The 18,386-nt window shown below is 61.8% G+C and carries 16 protein-coding genes; 4 read left to right on the top strand and 12 right to left on the bottom strand.

The window, feature by feature from the left end; translation table 11 throughout:
- Positions 1 to 138: 138 nt before the first annotated feature.
- From NLX68_RS00980 to NLX68_RS00950, 7 genes are all read right to left on the bottom strand, one after another.
- Positions 139 to 1,035 carry a response regulator gene (locus NLX68_RS00980; protein ID WP_010225941.1) on the bottom strand — a complete coding sequence of 299 codons (897 nt, stop codon included), beginning with the start codon at positions 1,033 to 1,035 and terminating at the stop codon, positions 139 to 141.
- Between the two features lie 152 nt (positions 1,036 to 1,187).
- The gene (gene phoU, locus NLX68_RS00975) at positions 1,188 to 1,946 is read right to left on the bottom strand and encodes a phosphate signaling complex protein PhoU (protein ID WP_010225942.1); all 759 of its coding nucleotides are present in this window, start codon (positions 1,944 to 1,946) and stop codon (positions 1,188 to 1,190) included.
- Positions 1,947 to 2,067: 121 nt separating this feature from the next.
- Positions 2,068 to 2,901: a phosphate ABC transporter ATP-binding protein PstB gene (gene pstB / locus NLX68_RS00970; RefSeq protein ID WP_010225943.1), complete on the bottom strand. Its 834-nt coding sequence runs from the start codon at positions 2,899 to 2,901 to the stop codon at positions 2,068 to 2,070.
- A gap of 97 nt (positions 2,902 to 2,998) precedes the next feature.
- Entirely contained in the window at positions 2,999 to 4,615 is a 1,617-nt protein-coding gene (gene pstA / locus NLX68_RS00965; protein WP_174242345.1) for a phosphate ABC transporter permease PstA, read from the bottom strand.
- A gap of 71 nt (positions 4,616 to 4,686) precedes the next feature.
- Positions 4,687 to 6,975 carry an ABC transporter permease subunit gene (locus NLX68_RS00960; RefSeq protein ID WP_026001473.1) on the bottom strand — a complete coding sequence of 763 codons (2,289 nt, stop codon included), beginning with the start codon at positions 6,973 to 6,975 and terminating at the stop codon, positions 4,687 to 4,689.
- Between the two features lie 139 nt (positions 6,976 to 7,114).
- Positions 7,115 to 8,113, bottom strand: a complete 999-nt coding sequence (locus tag NLX68_RS00955; RefSeq protein ID WP_254282215.1) for a phosphate ABC transporter substrate-binding protein PstS — start codon at positions 8,111 to 8,113, stop codon at positions 7,115 to 7,117.
- Positions 8,114 to 8,274: 161 nt separating this feature from the next.
- Positions 8,275 to 9,564 (bottom strand): MFS transporter, encoded by a 1,290-nt coding sequence (locus NLX68_RS00950; protein WP_254282211.1) that lies wholly within the window; start codon positions 9,562 to 9,564, stop codon positions 8,275 to 8,277.
- A gap of 372 nt (positions 9,565 to 9,936) precedes the next feature.
- Here NLX68_RS00950 and NLX68_RS00945 point away from each other — a divergent pair, with 372 nt between their 5' ends.
- Both NLX68_RS00945 and NLX68_RS00940 read left to right on the top strand, forming a co-directional pair.
- Positions 9,937 to 10,338: an acyl-CoA thioesterase gene (locus NLX68_RS00945; RefSeq protein WP_009402429.1), complete on the top strand. Its 402-nt coding sequence runs from the start codon at positions 9,937 to 9,939 to the stop codon at positions 10,336 to 10,338.
- A 72-nt stretch (positions 10,339 to 10,410) separates the two neighbouring features.
- On the top strand, positions 10,411 to 11,307 hold the full coding sequence (locus NLX68_RS00940; protein WP_254282210.1) for a D-hexose-6-phosphate mutarotase: 897 nt from the start codon (positions 10,411 to 10,413) through the stop codon (positions 11,305 to 11,307).
- A gap of 55 nt (positions 11,308 to 11,362) precedes the next feature.
- Here the strand turns inward: NLX68_RS00940 and NLX68_RS00935 are convergent, their stop codons facing one another.
- The 5 genes from NLX68_RS00935 to NLX68_RS00915 form a co-directional block, all read right to left on the bottom strand.
- A complete protein-coding gene (locus NLX68_RS00935; RefSeq protein WP_254282208.1) occupies positions 11,363 to 11,896 on the bottom strand; it encodes a DUF3299 domain-containing protein in 534 nt (177 codons plus the stop codon).
- Positions 11,897 to 11,946: 50 nt separating this feature from the next.
- Positions 11,947 to 12,195, bottom strand: coding sequence for a GlsB/YeaQ/YmgE family stress response membrane protein (locus NLX68_RS00930; protein ID WP_045199503.1), 249 nt, complete (start codon positions 12,193 to 12,195; stop codon positions 11,947 to 11,949).
- A gap of 93 nt (positions 12,196 to 12,288) precedes the next feature.
- Complete coding sequence (locus NLX68_RS00925; protein WP_010222806.1) at positions 12,289 to 13,371, bottom strand: 5-(carboxyamino)imidazole ribonucleotide synthase; 1,083 nt, start codon at positions 13,369 to 13,371, stop codon at positions 12,289 to 12,291.
- A gap of 10 nt (positions 13,372 to 13,381) precedes the next feature.
- A complete protein-coding gene (gene purE, locus NLX68_RS00920) occupies positions 13,382 to 13,873 on the bottom strand; it encodes a 5-(carboxyamino)imidazole ribonucleotide mutase (RefSeq protein WP_010222805.1) in 492 nt (163 codons plus the stop codon).
- A 200-nt stretch (positions 13,874 to 14,073) separates the two neighbouring features.
- Positions 14,074 to 14,985 (bottom strand): LysR substrate-binding domain-containing protein, encoded by a 912-nt coding sequence (locus tag NLX68_RS00915; protein ID WP_010222804.1) that lies wholly within the window; start codon positions 14,983 to 14,985, stop codon positions 14,074 to 14,076.
- 177 nt (positions 14,986 to 15,162) lie between these two features.
- On the opposite strand from NLX68_RS00915, the gene aspA reads away from it, so the two are divergent.
- Positions 15,163 to 16,587: an aspartate ammonia-lyase gene (gene aspA, locus NLX68_RS00910; RefSeq protein WP_010222803.1), complete on the top strand. Its 1,425-nt coding sequence runs from the start codon at positions 15,163 to 15,165 to the stop codon at positions 16,585 to 16,587.
- A 334-nt stretch (positions 16,588 to 16,921) separates the two neighbouring features.
- Positions 16,922 to 18,331, top strand: a complete 1,410-nt coding sequence (locus NLX68_RS00905; RefSeq protein WP_254282207.1) for a sodium:alanine symporter family protein — start codon at positions 16,922 to 16,924, stop codon at positions 18,329 to 18,331.
- The last annotated feature ends 55 nt before the right edge of the window (positions 18,332 to 18,386 follow it).

The raw sequence follows: 18,386 nt of genomic DNA, 5'->3' as shown, positions 1-18,386 counted from the left end.
TTGATCGCCGGCAAGGCCGGCTCCTGTAGGAGCCGGCTTGCCCCGCGAGGAGGCCAGCCCAGTCAATACATCAGGTGTTGTCTGGATTGCGACCGCTGTGCGCTCGATCGCGGGGCAAGGCCCGCTCCCACAGGGCCGTCAGGCCCCCGGTACGAAGTGCTTCTGCGCCGATCCGCGGGCGATCAAGCGCGACAGGTAGTCGAGCTTCTGCGCATCCTGGTCAACAAACTTGAAGGTCAGTTGCAGCCAGTCGCTGTCCGGCTTGGGCTCCAGTGCGGCGATCGCATGCAAGTAGCCGTTAAGACGCGCGATCTCGGCGTTCTCGCCCTGCTCCAGGTCGAGTACCGCGCCTTCCAGTACCTGTGGCAGGGTTTCGCCACGACGCACCACCAGCAGCGCCTCCTTGAGGCTCAGCGCCTTGATCACGCACGGCTGAACGCCGCTTGGCAAACGCAGTTGGCCCTGGCCACGACCTGCCGGTGCCGCAGCGCCAGGCTTGGGAGCGCTCACCAACGGTTTGGCCGCTGCCACGGGGGCCGCAGGCGCTGTCGGCTTGACCGTTTCGGCACGGCCGCCGGTCAGGGCGCTCAGCGAGTCGTTGGCAAAGGCCGAACTGGCGCGGGTTGGCGCACTGGCCAGCAAGGTGTCGAGCTTGCCAACCTTGGTCAGGGCTTTCTTCACCTTGGTCAGCAGTTGCTCGTTGGTGAATGGCTTGCCGACAAAGTCCGAAACCCCGGCCTGAATCGCCTGGACGACGTTCTCCTTGTCGCCGCGGCTGGTGACCATGATGAACGGCAAGGTCTTCATCGACTCCTGCTGGCGGCACCAGGTCAGCAGTTCAAGACCGGACATTTCCGGCATTTCCCAGTCGCACAGGACCAGGTCGAAGGTCTCACGGCTCAGCAAGGTCTGGGCCTTGCGACCGTTGACCGCGTCTTCGATGACGATACCGGGGAAGTAGTTACGCAGGCACTTCTTGACCAGGTCACGAATGAACGGCGCATCATCCACAACCAAAACACTGACTTTACTCATCGCCACTCCTATTGAATCCCGACTAGCATAACGCTGACTGATGGCCATTTGCCAAACATTGGGTCACGCCGGGACTCGTTGTTTCGTTCGCGGCTGCCTCACCCGCAAACGAAAACGCCCGGCCAAGGCCGGGCGTTCATTCTCGGGCAGTCTTAGTTATCGTCAGATTTGCCCGGAACATTAGCGCTTTCACCACTGCGCTGAACCTCTTCCTGCATGCGCTTGAGGCCCAGGTGACGCACATCGGTGCCGCGTACCAGGTAGATCACCAGTTCGGAGATATTACGGGCGTGGTCGCCGATACGCTCCAGCGAACGCAAGGCCCAGATCACGCTGAGAACGCGCGAGATCGAGCGTGGATCTTCCATCATGTAAGTGACCAGCTCGCGCAGGGCAGTCTTGTACTCGCGGTCGATGGTCTTGTCGTACTGAGCGACCGACAGCGCCAAGTCGGCGTCGAAACGGGCAAAGGCATCGAGGGCATCACGGACCATGTTGCGCACCTGGTCACCGATGTGACGCACTTCGACATAACCACGCGGCGACTCGCCTTCCTCGCACAGCTGGATGGCGCGGCGGGCGATCTTGGTCGACTCGTCGCCGATGCGCTCCAGGTCGATCACCGACTTGGAAATGCTGATGATCAGACGCAAGTCGGACGCCGCCGGCTGGCGCCGGGCAAGAATGCGCACGCACTCTTCGTCGATATTGCGCTCCATCTGGTTGATCTGTTCGTCGACTTCGCGCACCTGCTGGGCCAGGCCAGAATCGGCCTCGATCAGCGCGGTAACCGCGTCGTTGACCTGCTTCTCGACCAGGCCGCCCATCGCCAGGAGGTGGCTGCGAACCTCTTCGAGTTCGGCGTTGAACTGCTGGGAGATATGGTGGGTAAGGCTGTCTTTATCGATCATGCTTTCGCTCCGCGAAAAAGCTTCAAGTAGCAAGCTTCAAGCTTCAAGTTTGTTCGTGTCGTTCCCGGGCTTCACGCTCGCCACTTTCTTGCAGCTTGCGGCTTGAAGCTTGCAACTGCCGTTAACCGTAACGGCCAGTGATGTAGTCTTCGGTCTGCTTCTTCGCCGGATTGGTGAACAATGTGTCGGTATCACCAAACTCGACGAGCTTGCCCATGTACATGAATGCGGTGTAGTCGGAGACCCGCGCCGCTTGCTGCATGTTATGGGTAACGATGACGATGGTGTACTTGGACTTGAGCTCGTAGATCAGCTCTTCAACCTTCAGCGTCGAGATCGGGTCGAGTGCCGAGCAGGGTTCGTCGAGCAGCAGCACTTCTGGCTCCACGGCGATCGTGCGGGCAATCACCAGACGTTGCTGCTGACCACCGGACAGACCCAGCGCCGACTCATGCAGGCGGTCCTTGACCTCATCCCACAGCGCCGCGCCCTTCAACGCCCACTCAACCGCTTCGTCGAGCACGCGCTTCTTGTTGATGCCCTGGATGCGCAGGCCGTAGACCACGTTCTCGTAGATGGTCTTGGGGAACGGGTTGGGCTTCTGGAACACCATGCCGACCCGGCGGCGCAGCTCGGCCACGTCTTCGCCCTTGCGGTAGATGTCGTTGCCGTAGAGGTTGATCGCACCTTCGACGCGGCAGCCGTCAACCAGGTCGTTCATACGGTTGAACGTACGCAGCAAGGTCGATTTACCGCAGCCGGACGGGCCGATGAAGGCGGTCACGCGCTGCTTGGGGATGTTCATGCTGACATCGAACAGGGCTTGCTTGTCGCCGTAGTACAGGCTCAGGCCAGGCACTTCGATGGCTACGGTTTCTTCAGCCAGGCGCAGGCTCTGTTTGTCGCGACCCAGGGCCGACATGTCGATACCGTGAGAATGGGTTTCATGTTGCATGATTTCACTCCGTTTGTAGCTGCAAGCTTCTCGCTGCACGCTGCAAGTTTGAGCAAAAGCGGCGTGTAGCTTGCCGCTTATGGCTAATAGCTTTCAGTCAACTATCCAGCGCCTTGTACTTCTCGCGCAGGTGGTTACGAATCCAGACCGCCGAGAGGTTCAACGTGGCGATTACCAGCACCAGCAGCAACGCGGTGGCGTACACCAGCGGCCGCGCGGCCTCGACGTTGGGGCTCTGGAAGCCGACGTCATAGATGTGGAAGCCCAGGTGCATGATCTTCTGGTCCAGGTGCAGGTACGGGTAGTTGCCGTCCACCGGCAGCGAAGGCGCAAGCTTCACCACCCCCACCAGCATCAGCGGCGCCACTTCACCGGCGGCGCGGGCCACGGCGAGGATCATGCCGGTCATCATCGCCGGGCTGGCCATCGGCAGGACGATCTTCCACAAAGTCTCGGCCTTGGTCGCACCGAGCGCCAGCGAGCCTTCGCGGACCGTGCGCGGAATTCGCGCCAGGCCTTCTTCGGTGGCCACGATCACCACCGGCACCGCCAGCAGCGCCAGGGTCAGCGAAGCCCAGAGCAGGCCCGGGGTACCCAGGGTCGGCGCGGGCAAGGCTTCGGGGAAGAACAACCGGTCGAGCGAGCCACCCAGCACATAGACGAAGAAGCCCAGGCCGAACACGCCGTAAACGATCGCCGGAACACCGGCCAGGTTGTTCACCGCGATACGGATCAAGCGGGTCACCGGGCCCTGACGCGCATATTCACGCAGGTACACCGCCGCCAGCACGCCGAACGGGGTGACGATCACGGCCATGATCAGGGTCATCATCACGGTACCGAAGATCGCCGGGAAGATCCCGCCTTCAGTGTTGGCTTCACGCGGGTCGTCGCTGAGGAACTCCCAGACCTTGGCAAAGTACACCCCCAGCTTGGTGAACACGCCCATGCCATTTGGCTGGTAGGCGTGCACCACCTTGCTCAGGTTGATTTCCACCTCACGACCATTACCGTCCTTGGCTACCAGGCTGTCGCGGCCGAAGTCCTGGTGCAGGCCGCCCAGGCGCTCTTCGATGGCCTTGTAGCGGTTGTTCAGCTCGGCGCGCTCGGCTTCGATATCAGCCTGGGCAGCGGCATCCAGCTTGCCATCCAGTTCCAGCTTGCGGGTCTGCAGGCGCAGGCGCTCAAGGCCGTAGTTGATCGCACCGATGTCTTTCTTCTCAAGCCTCTGCAGCTCGCCGGCCAGCTTGTCGGCACGCTTGAGGCGGTTCTGCAGTTCGCTCCAGGCGGCCTGGCCTTCGGCGACCACCTTGCCGTTCTCCTTGACGCTGACCAGGTAGCCGTAGAAGTTGCCCCACTCGCGGCGCTCCAGGGCGATCAGGTCGACCGGCTTCTGCTGGTCGGTCAGCCATTCGCCAACCACCCAGGTGAAGTCGCTGCCGTTGAGGTCGCGGTTACCGATCTTGATCAGCTCGCGGGTCATGAACTCAGGGCCTTCGTCAGGCACCGGCAAGCCGGCACCCTTCAGACGCGCGCGAGGTACTTCTTCCTTCTGCACCACTTCGCCGACGACGATGTGGTTGGCCTGGCCAGGCACGTTGTAGCTGGCTTGCAGCAGGTCGGCCGGCCAGAAGTGGCCAAGGCCGCGCACGGCGATCACGGCGAGCAGACCAATGGTCATGATCACCGCGATGGCGACCGCGCCACCGCTCATCCAGACGCCAGGGGCGCCGCTCTTGAACCAGCTTTTGAGGGAATCCTTTTTCACGGATCGCTACCTTTCTATCAAAGCGACGAGTATTTCTTGCGCAGACGCTGGCGAATCAGCTCGGCCAAGGTGTTCATCACGAAGGTGAACATCAGCAGCACCAGCGCGGCGAGGAACAGCACGCGGTAATGACTGCCACCGACTTCCGATTCGGGCATCTCCACCGCAACGTTGGCCGCCAGGGTGCGCATACCTTCGAACAGGTTCATTTCCATGACCGGGGTGTTGCCGGTGGCCATCAGCACGATCATGGTTTCACCCACGGCGCGGCCCATGCCGATCATCAGCGCCGAGAAGATCCCCGGGCTTGCCGTCAGGATGACCACGCGGGTCAGGGTCTGCCACGGCGTGGCACCGAGCGCCAGCGACCCCAGGGTCAGGCTGCGCGGCACGCTGAACACGGCGTCTTCGGCGATCGAGTAGATGTTCGGGATCACCGCGAAGCCCATGGCAATGCCCACGACCAGGGCGTTGCGCTGGTCATAGGTGATCTTCAGATCGTTGGTGATCCACAGGCGCATGTCACCGTCGAAGAACCAGGTCTCGATGAACGGGCTCATGTACAGGGCGAACCAGCCGGTGAACAGGATCACCGGGATCAGGATCGCCGCTTCCCAGCCATCCGGCACCCGCAGGCGCAGCGACTCGGGCAGACGGCTCCAGGTGAAGCCGGCGACCAGGATACCCAGCGGCATCAACAGGAACAGGCTGAACACACCCGGCAGGTGACCTTCAAGGAATGGCGCCAGGAACAGGCCGGCGAAGAAGCCGAGAATCACCGTCGGCATCGCTTCCATCAGCTCGATCACCGGCTTGACCTTGCGGCGCATGCCCGGGGCCATGAAATAGGCGGTGTAGATGGCGGCAGCAATGGCCAGTGGCGCGGCGAGGATCATCGCGTAGAACGCAGCCTTGAGGGTACCGAAGGTCAGCGGCGACAGGCTCAGCTTGGGTTCGAAGTCCGTGTTCGAGGCGGTCGACTGCCAAACGTACTTGGGCTCGTCGTAGTTCTCGTACCAAACCTTGCTCCACAGCGCGCTCCAGGACACTTCCGGGTGCGGGTTCTTCAGGCTCAGCGGCAGCAGCTTGCCGCCTTCTTCGATGATGATGCGGTTGGCCCGCGGCGACAGCGCCAGGATGCCCGCGCCTTCAGCGGCCGGTTCGACCAGCAGGGTACGGTGCGCGGTGCTGTGGAACACCCCGAGCTTGCCGTCGGCATCGAGGGCGACGAAGCCCTTGCGGCGTTCTTCGGCATCGATCTGCACGATCGGCGCCTTGCCCATCTGGAATTCGCGAATGCGCTTGAAGCGCTGCTCGCCATCCGGGTCGCGGGCCATGAACCACTGGGCCAGGCCGCCTTTGGAATCACCGATGATCAGCGAGATACCGCCCACCAGCTGGGTGCTGGCAGTGACTTCGGCATTACCGTCGTCGAGCAGCTTGTAGCGACCGTTGAGGCTCTTGTCGCGCAGGCTGAAAACGTCGGCCTGGGCGCGACCGTTGATTACATACAGCCATTGCTGACGTGGGTCGATGAAGATGGCTTTGACCGGTTCGGTCATCTGCGGCAGGTCGATGCGGCTCTGCTCGCTGGTGACTTCGCCGGTCATCATGTTTTCTTCACGGCTCAGCGATACCACCTGCAGGTGTGCACCGGTAGAGCCTGCCACTACCAGGGTCTCGCCATTGACGTTGAGGCTGACATGTTCCAGCGCGCGGCCCTGGTCGTCCAGGGTGAACGGCTCCTGGCCATACGGGAAGTCGATGGCCGGACTGATGGTTTTCTTGTTGTCCGGGTAGGTGATCTTGTAGCTGTGGCTGAACGCCAGCGCCTGGCCGTTGGACAGGCCCAGCACCACCAGCGGGTTGCCCGGCTGATCGGCACCGATCGAAGTCACCTGGGTGCCGGCGGGCACCGGCAGATCCACACGCTTGAGCTCGGCACCGGTCTTGGTGTCGAAGAACAGCGCCTGGCCCTTGTCGGAAACCCGCATGCCGACCAGGTTCTGCTCTTCAAGGGCAATCATCAGTGGCTTGCCGGCGTCCTGCTGCAGCCAGGTCGGCTCCAGGGCCTTCTTGCTGGTCAGGGTCGCGCCCTGGAACAGCGGCACGACCACGTAGGCCAGGTAGAAGAAGATCAGGGTGATTGCCGCCAGCACGGCAAGCCCGCCCACCAGTACATACCAGCGGGTCAGGCGGTCCTTGAGCGCACGCATGCGCCGCTTGCGTTGCAGTTCGGGCGTATTGAAGTCAATCCGCACGGGGGGAGAATTTTGGGTCATTGTGGAGTTGGCCAGATCATTCATGCGCACACCCTAGCGGTCCCGTATGACAAAAACATGACAATGCAGTGACGCAAAAAAGCCCGCCGCGCAGATACCCCTGGCAGCGGACTCGCAATGTGTGGCGAGACCAGGACAAAACCCGACCCCGCCGGTCTTTCACTTACTTCTTCGCAACGTTGCCGTTTTGGTTCAGACCCAGGTCCGCCAGGGCTTTATCAACCACTTTGGCAGGCAGCGGGATGTAACCGTCTTTGACCACGACTTGCTGGCCGGCTTGCGACAGGACCAGCTTGACGAACTCGGCTTCCAGCGGGGCCAGAGGCTTGTTCGGCGCCTTGTTGACGTAGACGTAGAGGAAACGCGACAGCGGGTAAGTACCGTTCAGGGCGTTGGCTTCGTTGTCTTCAACGAAGGCACCGCCTTCTTTCTTGGCCAGAGGCACGGTCTTGACGCTGGCGGTCTTGTAGCCGATGCCCGAGTAACCGATGCCGTTCAGCGAGCTGCTGATCGACTGCACGACCGAAGCCGAGCCAGGTTGTTCGTTGACGTTCGGCTTGAAGTCGCCTTTGCACAGGGCTTCTTCCTTGAAGTAGCCATAGGTGCCGGACACCGAGTTACGGCCGAACAGCTGCACTGGCTTGTTGGCCAGGTCGCCGGTCACGCCCAGGTCGCCCCAGGTTTTCACGTCGGCCTTGGCACCGCACAGGCGGGTCGAGGAGAAGATGGCATCGACCTGGGCCATGGTCAGGCCTTTGATCGGGTTGTCCTTGTGCACGAACACGGCCAGGGCGTCGACGGCAACCGGGATGGCGGTTGGCTTGTAGCCGTACTTCTGTTCGAAGGCCTGCAGCTCGACGTCCTTCATCTTACGGCTCATCGGGCCGAGGTTGGCGGTACCTTCAGTCAGCGCGGGTGGCGCAGTGGAGGAACCGGCAGCCTGAATCTGGATGTTTACGTTCGGATATTCCTTTTTGTAGGCCTCAGCCCACAGGGTCATCAGGTTCGCCAGGGTATCGGAACCGACGCTGGAGAGGTTGCCCGACACACCGGTGGTCTTGGTGTAGGTCGGAATAGCTGGGTCAACAGCGGCAACCGCATTGGCGGTGGCAACGCCAGCGGCGACGAAAGTCAGGGCCGCCATCAAACGCTTCAGTTTCATGCCTTGCTCCTAGCAGGAATTGGGGTGAGATGGATCGGGCCCAAGTATCTGCAGGCCGTATGACTACTCTATGAATAGAATGTGACAATTAGATGAAAGGCCATCACCGGCGAGCGGTGATGGCCTTTGCAAAATGTTGCGAGGCTTGTTTTAGAGCGGTTTCAACGCTTTTTCGCCGTCAGATAAATTCCCACCAACAGACCAATGGCGCAGATGCCCGCGACATAATAGGCCGGTGCCATCGGGCTGAGCTTGAGCAGCGCGGTGACCACCATCGGCGTCAGGCCGCCAAAGATCGCGTAAGCCAGGTTGTAGGAAAACGACAGGCCGCTGAAACGGACTACAGGCGGAAAGGCTTTGACCATGACGTAAGGCACGGCACCGACAATGCCGACACACAGGCCGGTCAGGGCATACAGCGGAAACAGCCACTCGGGATGGGTAGGCAAGGTGTGATAGAAGGTCCAGGAGGTCACCAGCAACGCCAGGCTACCGACGATAAACACCCGGCCAGCGCCAAAACGGTCGGCCAGTGTCCCGGTGCCGATGCACCCCAGGCTGAGCAGGACGATGGCCAGGCTATTGGCCTTCAGCGAATCGGTGGGGCTGACCTGATAGAGGCTCTGCAACAGCGCCGGGGTCATCAGGATCACCACGACGATGCCGGCCGACAGCAGCCAGGTCAGCAACATCGACAGGACAATGGCGCCACGGTGATCACGCAGCACGGCGCGCAGCGGTACCTCCTCAGCCAGCGCCTTGCGCGCCTGCATCTCGGCGAATACCGGGGTTTCATGCAGCCAGCGGCGCAGGTACACGGCGAACAGGCCAAATACCCCACCGAGCAGGAACGGGATGCGCCAGGCATAGTCGGCGACCTCCTGCTGGCTATAGACCGTGTTGATCAGCGTCGCCACCAGCGAACCGAGCAGGATCCCGGCGGTCAGGCCTGCCGTCAGCGTACCGCAGGCATAACCGGTGCTGCGTGCCGGCACGTGCTCGGAGACGAACACCCAGGCGCCCGGCACTTCACCACCAATCGCCGCGCCCTGGATCACCCGCATCACCAACAGCAGGATCGGCGCCCACAGGCCGATCTGCGCGTAGGTCGGCAGCAGGCCCATGATCAACGTCGGTACGGCCATCATGAAGATGCTCAGGGTGAACATCTTCTTGCGTCCCAACAGGTCGCCGAAGTGGGCCATGACGATGCCACCCAGTGGCCGCGCCAGGTAGCCGGCGGCGAAGATGCCAAACGTTTGCATCAAACGCAGCCATTCAGGCATTTCGGCGGGAAAGAACAGCTTGCCGACGACCGTGGCGAAGAACACGAAGATGATGAAATCGTAGAATTCCAGCGCACCGCCCAGGGCGGAAAGCGACAGGGTCTTGTAGTCACTGCGGGTCAGCGGCCTCGAAGGCTGCGCGATACTGCCGGGCACGGAGGTCATAGGTCTCTCTTGTTGGCATTTCTTATTGGGGGTGCAGGCCGCCTGGCGCGCGGGTTTGGGCCTGGTAAGCCTGGAACGATAGCAAATTGCTGGAAAAAGCACATAGCAGTACAAATTCAATACAAGTATTCATGACTGCATGGTCGTCGCTGCGCTTTCGGCTCTATATACTGGCCGCTTGTAGGAAGGGGTTGCGTCTTCTGAAGGATGTTGTGCGAAAACGCCGCTAGGTATGCTTAGTCGGTTTCGCAGAGTTTCCCTTCGCCGCCTGGCAAAGCGAAAGCAGCGTAGAATAGTTGTGCTGAATCGTTTTTCGAGGCGTCTGTCATAGCGCCAACCAACGAAGCGTCACGGGTCAGAGGCACCCCCGGCATGATTGAACTCGAACAAGAAGATCCTATCCCGCAAGGCGACCTGGCCTTGCAGATCACTGCATTGCCCCGTGAAACCAACGGTTTCGGCGATATTTTCGGCGGTTGGCTGGTCGCCCAGATGGACCTGGCCGGCACCGCAATGGCCAGCCGTGTCGCTGGCGGCCGTGTCGCTACCGTGGCCATCGATCGCATGGCATTCCTGGTGCCAGTGGCGGTCGGCGCGCAATTGTCCTTCTATACCCAGACCCTGGAAATCGGCCGTAGCTCGATCCAGATGATGGTCGAAGTATGGAGCGACGATCCGCTGTCCAGTGAATGGCGCAAGGTTACCGAAGCGGTATTCGTGTTCGTCGCCATCGACGGCAGCGGTCGCACCCGCTCGGTTCCTCCTCGTCGCTGAGACCGCTGCGCGGTAAACTCGAAGGCATGCAAGCGGTCCAAAGCCGTACGGCAAACCAACGAGATAAAGCGCATGTCCACACCCAAGGTCGAATCCGAACAGCACGGCGAGCTCAATTGCTGGCGCATCACCAGCGACACTGCCGAACTGCTGGTAGCCCAGCAGGGCGCGCAGGTGCTGAGCTATCAGCGCCTCGGCGAGCCGCCTTTGTTGTGGCTCAGTGACCAGGCCATCTTCAAGCAGGGCAAATCCGTGCGCGCCGGTGTTCCGGTGTGCTGGCCCTGGTTTGGCATTTTCAAGCGCAACCCCGAAGCGGTGCAGGCCATGTATCGCGCGGAAGACGGCCCTGCCCATGGCCTGGTCCGCGGTCGTGACTGGCAATTGCTGGGGATCACCAGCAGCGGCGACGATATTCGCGTCGAGTTCACCCTGCCCGAGACCCAGGGCGACCTCCCCGGCTGGCCCCATAATGTCGAGCTCACGCTGAGCATTGTCATGGGCGAGCAACTGAGCATTACCCTCTCCAGCTACAACCTCGACAACGTTGCGGTCACCCTCAGCCAGGCGTTGCACAGCTACTTCGCCGTCAGCGATGTGCGTCAGGTGCAGGTTGAAGGTGTCGATGGCCTTGGCTACATCGAGACCCTGGCCAACTGGGAGCGACGCAAGCAGCAAGGCAATCTTGGTTTTGCCGGCGAGACCGACCGCATCTACCTGCAGGCGCCGGACCAACTGAGTATTGTCGACCCGGCCTGGCAGCGGCGCATTGTGCTAACCGCGCAGGGTTCGCGTACGACCGTGATCTGGAACCCCTGGACCGAGCGCGCCGCCGAACTGCCAGACATGGCCGACGATGGCTGGCAACGCATGCTCTGCATCGAAACCGCCAACGTGGTGGATGACCTGGTCACACTGGCGCCGGGCGCGACCCATTCGCTGAGCCTGACAATCGCTAGCCAAGCGCTCTAGATCGCTATCGCGAGGCAAGCCCGCTCCTGTAGGAGCGGGCTTGCCCCGCGATCATTCACAGATCCGCGTCTTCAACCACCCGCACCTTGGCCGCATCCATTGCATAGGCCGCATCGGCCAGGTCATTGCTGACCTTCTCCACCTTCAAGGTACCGTTGACCCACAGCGGCGTGTAGATATCGTCGAGCTTCAAGCCCTTGGGATAGCGCACCAGCACCAGTTGGTTCGGTGGCGGTGGCGGCACATGGATGCAGGCGCCCGGGTAAGGCACCAGGAAGAACAGCGTGCTGTTGCCCTTGGCGTCGGTTTCCAGCGGCACCGGATAGCCGCCCAAGCGAATATGCTTGCCGTTCATGGCTGCCACGGTCTTGGCCGAATACATGACCGCCGGCAGCCCCTGACTCTGCTTCAGGCCACCCTTGTCGGTGAAGGTGCCCATGGCTTCCGGAGAGTTATGATCGATTTCGGGCATCTGCTCGAGGGCTTTCTGGTCCGACTTGGGCATCAGTTCCAGCCAGTCGGTTTCCGGCAGTTCGGCACGGGCCAGGCCGCTGAGCAGCAACAGGGAGAGAAGTAATACACGGCGCATGAAAAAGCTCGGCAACGATGGAGTTCGGTGCCGAGCATTCTAGCCTGCCGTCAGCTCTTTTTGACGACCAGGCCGTAGATCACCAACAGGATGATCGCGCCCACCAGTGCGCCGAGGAAGCCTGCCCCCTCTCCAGCCTGATAGATACCCAGCGCCTGGCCGCCGTAGGTCGCGGCAAGCGAACCGGCAATCCCCAGCAGAATGGTCATGATCCAGCCCATGCTGTCGTCGCCAGGCTTTAGAAAGCGTGCCAGCAGACCGACGATCAGGCCGATGAAGATGGTTCCGATGATACCCATGGCAATCCCTCTGAGTTAAATGGCGCATGCCAAAGCCTAGCCAGCGCTTTGGCATCCTGCCATCAGAGGGATAGCGGAGCGGGAAGGTTCCCTTCAGCCCTTGATCAGGGCTTCGACTTGCTGGATTTTTTGTTCCAGGGTCGCCAGGTCGTCGCAACGCAGGGTGGCGTGACCAACCTTGCGCCCGACCTTGAAGGCCTTGCCGTAGTGGTGCAGGTGGCATTCGTCGATGGCAATCACCTTGTCGACCGCCGGCACTTCACCGATGAAGTTGAGCATCGCGCTTTCGCCGACCTTGGCGGTCGAACCCAGCGGCAAACCGGCAACGGCACGCAGATGGTTTTCGAACTGGCTGCACTCGGCGCCTTCGATGGTCCAGTGCCCGGAGTTATGCACCCGTGGGGCAATCTCGTTGGCCTTGAGGCCGCCATCGACTTCAAAGAACTCGAAAGCCAGCACGCCGACATAGTCGAGCTGCTTGAGCACGCGGCCGGCGTAGTCTTCGGCCAGGTTCTGGAGCAAGTGGTCTTCGCTGGCCACCGACAGGCGCAGGATGCCGCTCTCGTGGGTGTTGTGCACCAACGGGTAGAAACGGGTTTCGCCATCACGGGCGCGCACGGCGATCAGCGACACTTCGCCGGTGAACGGCACGAAGCCTTCGAGCAGGCACGGGACGCTGCCCAGTTCGGCGAAGGTACCCACAACATCCTCGGCAGTTCGCAGCACTTTCTGCCCCTTGCCGTCATAACCCAGGGTGCGGGTCTTGAGGACGGCAGGCAGGCCGATGCTGGCAACGGCGGCATCCAGGTCGGCTTGCGACTGGATATCGGCGAAGGCCGGGGTGGGAATGCCCAGGTCCTTGAACATGCTCTTTTCGAACCAGCGATCGCGGGCGATGCGCAGCGACTCGGCACTCGGGTAGACCGGCACGAACTGCGACAGGAAGGCCACGGTTTCAGCCGGGACGCTTTCGAATTCGAAGGTCACCAGGTCAACTTCGTCGGCCAACTGTCGCAGGTGGTCCTGGTCACCGTAATCGGCACGCAGGTGCTCGCCCAGAGGCGCCGCGCAGGCGTCCGGAGCCGGGTCGAGGAAAGCGAAGTTCATGCCCAGCGGAGTACCCGCCAGAGCCAACATGCGGCCCAGCTGGCCGCCACCGATTACACCGATTTTCATGCTTTTGACCTCAAGCCTGGCGCGGATCTGGATGGTCCAGAACGTTGTCTGTCTGCTCAGCGCGGAACTGTTTGAGCACCGTGTGGAACTGCGGGTGCTTGGCGCCAAGGATGCTTGCCGAGAGCAGCGCGGCGTTGATCGCGCCGGCCTTGCCGATGGCCAGGGTGGCAACCGGAATACCGGCTGGCATCTGCACGATCGACAGCAGCGAGTCGACGCCGGAGAGCATCGACGACTGTACCGGCACGCCCAGCACCGGCAGGTGGGTCTTGGCCGCACACATGCCTGGCAGGTGGGCAGCACCCCCGGCGCCGGCGATGATCACCTCGATGCCACGGCCTTCGGCCTCTTCGGCATACTGGAACAGCAGGTCCGGGGTCCGGTGGGCAGACACCACCTTGACCTCGTAGGGAATGCCGAGTTTTTCCAGCATATCGGCGGTGTGGCTAAGGGTGGACCAATCGGACTTGGAGCCCATGATCACGCCAACCAGTGCACTCATCGTCGAGCCTCTTCTCTTGGGCGCCCGCAGGCGCGTCAAAAAACAACAAGCCACGCGGGACGACCGGCGTGGCTTGTTATACGAATTAGGGCCGGGCATGCCGACCGAAGGCCGCGCAGTATACCGCAAAGCAACGCCTTGGATGCACCCTGACGACCAACTGTCGGCCTTATTTTTCGGGGCTTTGGCTGACTTTTGGGTCAAGCCCCGGCTGCTGGCGAACCGCCCTCAAGCTTGCGCCACAGCAGGCGCACGTTGGCCTTGCGCACCAGGGCGCAGCGATACAGGCGGATTTCCAGCGGCACATGCCACTGGCTGCCGCCGCAAATCACCAGCTCACCGCGCTCAAGTTCGGCCCGCGCCGACAGCCGTGGCACCCAGGCGATACCCAGGCCTTCAAGGGCCATGCTCTTGAGGCTGTCGGCCATCGCCGTTTCATAGACAGTGGTAAAGCGCAGGTTGCGCTGACGCAACAACAGATTGACCGAACGACCGAGAAACGCCCCGGCGCTGTAGGCCAGCAACGGCACACTGCCCTCGCCTTCCAGATCGAACAGCGGCTTACCCTCGGCATCGGCGGCGCACACCGGCAGCATCTCGGTATGGCCCAGATGCAGCGACGGGAAGATCTCCGCATCCATCTGCAAGGCTGCATCGGGGTCGTAGAAGGCCAGCATCAGGTCGCAGCCGCCTTCACGCAGGGCATGCACCGCATCGCCGACGTTGGTTGCCACCAGGCGCGTGGCGATGTTCAGGCCGTCGTTGCGCAATTGCGCGATCCAGCGCGGAAAGAACCCCAGCGCCAGCGAGTGCGCCGCCGACACCTGGATCACCTCGCCCTGTCCGCCTTCCAGGTGATGCAGATGGCGCAACACTTCGCCCAACTGATCCACCACCGTACGCGCCGTCACCAGGAACAATTGCCCCGCCGCCGTCAACTCAATAGGCGTACGTGAACGGTTGACCAGGGTCAGCCCCAGCGCCGCCTCAAGGCTGCGAATACGCCGGCTGAAGGCCGGCTGGGTGACGAAGCGGCGCTCGGCGGCCTGGGAAAAGCTGCGGGTCGCGGCCAGGGCACTGAAATCTTCCAGCCATTTGCTCTCAAGGTTCATGGGCTCTCCAGGCATGCACCAAAATTGAACACGCTCGATCGGCAGTTGACGTCACATCAACCCGTATGCCGTTTATGCATAGGTTAGCGTGCAACAGCATTGGCCGCAAAATCGGCGCAAGCCTAGGATTGGCGCCATTCCGGCATGTGCCGGGTCAAACTCGAGATGATATCTATCATGTCCGCTGCTGCATCGTTCCGTGTCGAAAAAGATCTGCTTGGCACCCTCGAAGTCCCTGCTGATGCCTACTACGGTATCCAGACTCTGCGTGCTGCCAACAACTTCCACCTCTCCGGCGTTCCGCTGTCGCACTACCCTAAACTGGTTGTGGCCCTGGCCATGGTCAAACAGGCTGCTGCCGACGCCAACCGCGAGCTGGGTCACCTGAGCGATGCCAAGCACGCTGCCATCAGCGAGGCTTGCGCCCGTCTGATCCGCGGCGACTACCACGAGCAGTTCGTGGTCGACATGATTCAAGGCGGTGCTGGTACTTCTACCAACATGAACGCCAACGAAGTGATCGCCAACATCGCGCTGGAGGCCATGGGCCACCAGAAGGGCGAGTACAAGTACCTGCACCCGAACAACGACGTGAACATGGCGCAGTCGACCAACGACGCCTACCCGACCGCGATCCGTCTGGGTCTGCTGCTGGGTCACGACGCCCTGCTGGCCAGCCTCGACAGCCTGATCCAGGCCTTCGCTGCCAAAGGTCAGGAATTCGACCACGTACTGAAGATGGGCCGTACCCAGCTGCAGGACGCTGTGCCGATGACCCTGGGCCAGGAATTCCGCGCCTTCGCCACCACCATGACCGAAGACCTCAACCGTCTGCGTTCCCTGGCGCCAGAGCTGCTGACCGAAATCAACCTGGGGGGTACCGCCATCGGTACCGGCATCAACGCCGACCCTGGCTACCAGGCCCTGGCCGTTCAGCGCCTGGCCACCATCAGCGGCCAGCCGCTGGTACCGGCTGCCGACCTGATCGAAGCTACCTCGGACATGGGCGCCTTCGTCCTGTTCTCGGGCATGCTCAAGCGTACTGCAGTCAAGCTGTCGAAGATCTGCAACGACCTGCGCCTGCTGTCCAGCGGCCCACGCACCGGCATCAACGAAATCAACCTGCCAGCGCGTCAGCCAGGCAGCTCGATCATGCCAGGCAAGGTCAACCCGGTTATCCCGGAAGCGGTCAACCAAGTGGCCTTCGCCATCATGGGCAACGACCTGGCCCTGACCGTCGCGGCCGAAGGTGGCCAACTGCAGCTGAACGTCATGGAGCCGCTGATCGCCTACAAGATCTTCGACTCGATCCGCCTGCTGCAACGCGCCATGGACATGCTGCGCGAGCACTGCATCGTCGGCATCACCGCCAACGAACAGCGCTGCCGCGAACTGGTCGAACATTCGATCGGCCTGGTCACTGCCCTGAACCCGTACATCGGCTACGAAAACGCGACCCGTATCGCTGCCATCGCCCTGGAAAGCGGCCGTGGCGTGCTGGAACTGGTACGTGAAGAAGGCCTGCTGGACGAAGAGATGCTCAACGACATCCTGCGTCCGGAAAACATGATTGCTCCGCGTCTGGTGCCGCTCAAGGCGTAACCGATGCTGTAACACGCTCACCAGGTCGAGGGACTAGACACCTCTCACCTTTTGAGGGCCCAGGGATCACTCCCCGGGCCCTTTTTTTATGTCCTCCTGCAGCACTTCATTCCCTGTGGGAGCCGGCCTTGCCGGCGATGAAATCAGCACGGTTTCAGCTGCTACGCGTCGGCCGCATCGCTGGCAACGCCAGCTCCCACAGTGGCGACCACAGGGCATATCCGCCACGCCAAGGCAGACGCGCGGCGCTCGCATCGGTATAGTGCCCGCCCTCTTGCGTGCCAGCTCCTTGGCGCGACATGCAGTAAAAGCCATTAAAAGCGAGGAACACTCCATGCTTGAAGTCATCAACGACTTCCTATCGGGCAAGGTACTGATCGTGCTCATTGTCGGTCTGGGCAGTTACTTCACGATCCGCTCGCGTTTCGTTCAGCTGCGTTATTTCACCCATATGTTCTCGGTATTTCGCGACAGCCTGCGCAGCAGCAGCGAACAACTGAGCTCGTTCCAGGCGCTGATGCTCAGCCTCGCCGGCCGCGTCGGTGCGGGCAATATCGCAGGTGTCGGCATCGCCGTGACCCTCGGCGGCCCCGGTGCGGTGTTCTGGATGTGGGTAACCGCGCTGGTCGGCATGTCCAGCAGCTTCATCGAATGTACCCTCGGCCAGCTGTACAAACGCTGCGACAGTGAAGGCCAATACCGCGGCGGCCCGTCGTATTACATCGAGCATGGCCTGGGCAAGCGCTGGCTGGGCATGGTCATGGCCTTCCTGCTGCTGGTCACCTTCGGCTTCGCCTTCAACGGCCTGCAAGCCCACGCCGTGACCCACTCGCTGAACAATGCCTTCCAGTTCGACACCACCTACACCGGTATCGCCCTGGCGGTGCTGCTGGGCCTGGTGTTCATCGGCGGCATCAAGCGCATCGCCGCCGTCGCCGACCTGCTGGTACCGGTCAAGACCCTGGTTTACATCGCCGTAACCGTTTACGTGATCGTGCTGCAGTTCGATCAGGTGCCGGGCATGCTGATGACTATCGTCAAAAGCGCCTTCGGCCTGGATCAGGCCTTCGGTGGCCTGGTCGGCAGCGCCATCATCATGGGCGTCAAGCGCGGCGTGTTCGCCAACGAAGCCGGCCTTGGCAGTGCCCCCAACGTCGCCGCCGTGGCCCAGGTCGAACACCCGATTGCCCAGGGCGTGGTCCAGGCGTTCTCGGTGTTCCTCGACACCTTCATCATCTGCACTTGCACGGCCTTGCTGATCCTGCTCTCGGGTTTCTACACCCCGGGCTTCGAAGGGGACGGCATCGCTTTGACCCAGAACTCGCTGGCCGCCGTGGTCGGTGACTGGGGACGGATGTTCATTAGCGTCGCCCTGGCGCTGTTCGTGTTCACCTCGATCCTCTACAACTACTACCTGGGCGAGAGCAACCTGCGCTTTCTGGTCGGTGACAACCGCAAGGCCCTGATCGGCTACCGCGCACTGGTGTTGCTGCTGATCTTCTGGGGCGCGGTGCAGAACCTGGGCACGGTGTTCGCGTTCGCCGACATCACCATGACCTGCCTGGCCTTCGTCAACCTGATCGCCCTGGCCCTGCTGTTCAAGGTGGCCATGCGCGTGCTGCGCGACTACGACGACCAGCGCGCTGCCGGGGTAAAAACGCCGGTGTTCGATTCGGCCAAGTTCGCCGACCTGGACCTCGACACCAAAGCCTGGCCAGCCAAGGTCGAAGACACCAAGCGCTGACAGCCTGCGCGGTGATGGCGTACTGTGGTCGGTCTTCCTCAAGCTGACCACGGAG

It is taken from the genome of Pseudomonas sp. SBB6, from assembly GCF_024213215.1.
GTDB lineage: Bacteria > Pseudomonadota > Gammaproteobacteria > Pseudomonadales > Pseudomonadaceae > Aquipseudomonas > Aquipseudomonas donghuensis.
Note: the sequence above shows the minus strand (reverse complement) of the source record. Positions and strands in the feature narration are given on the sequence as shown.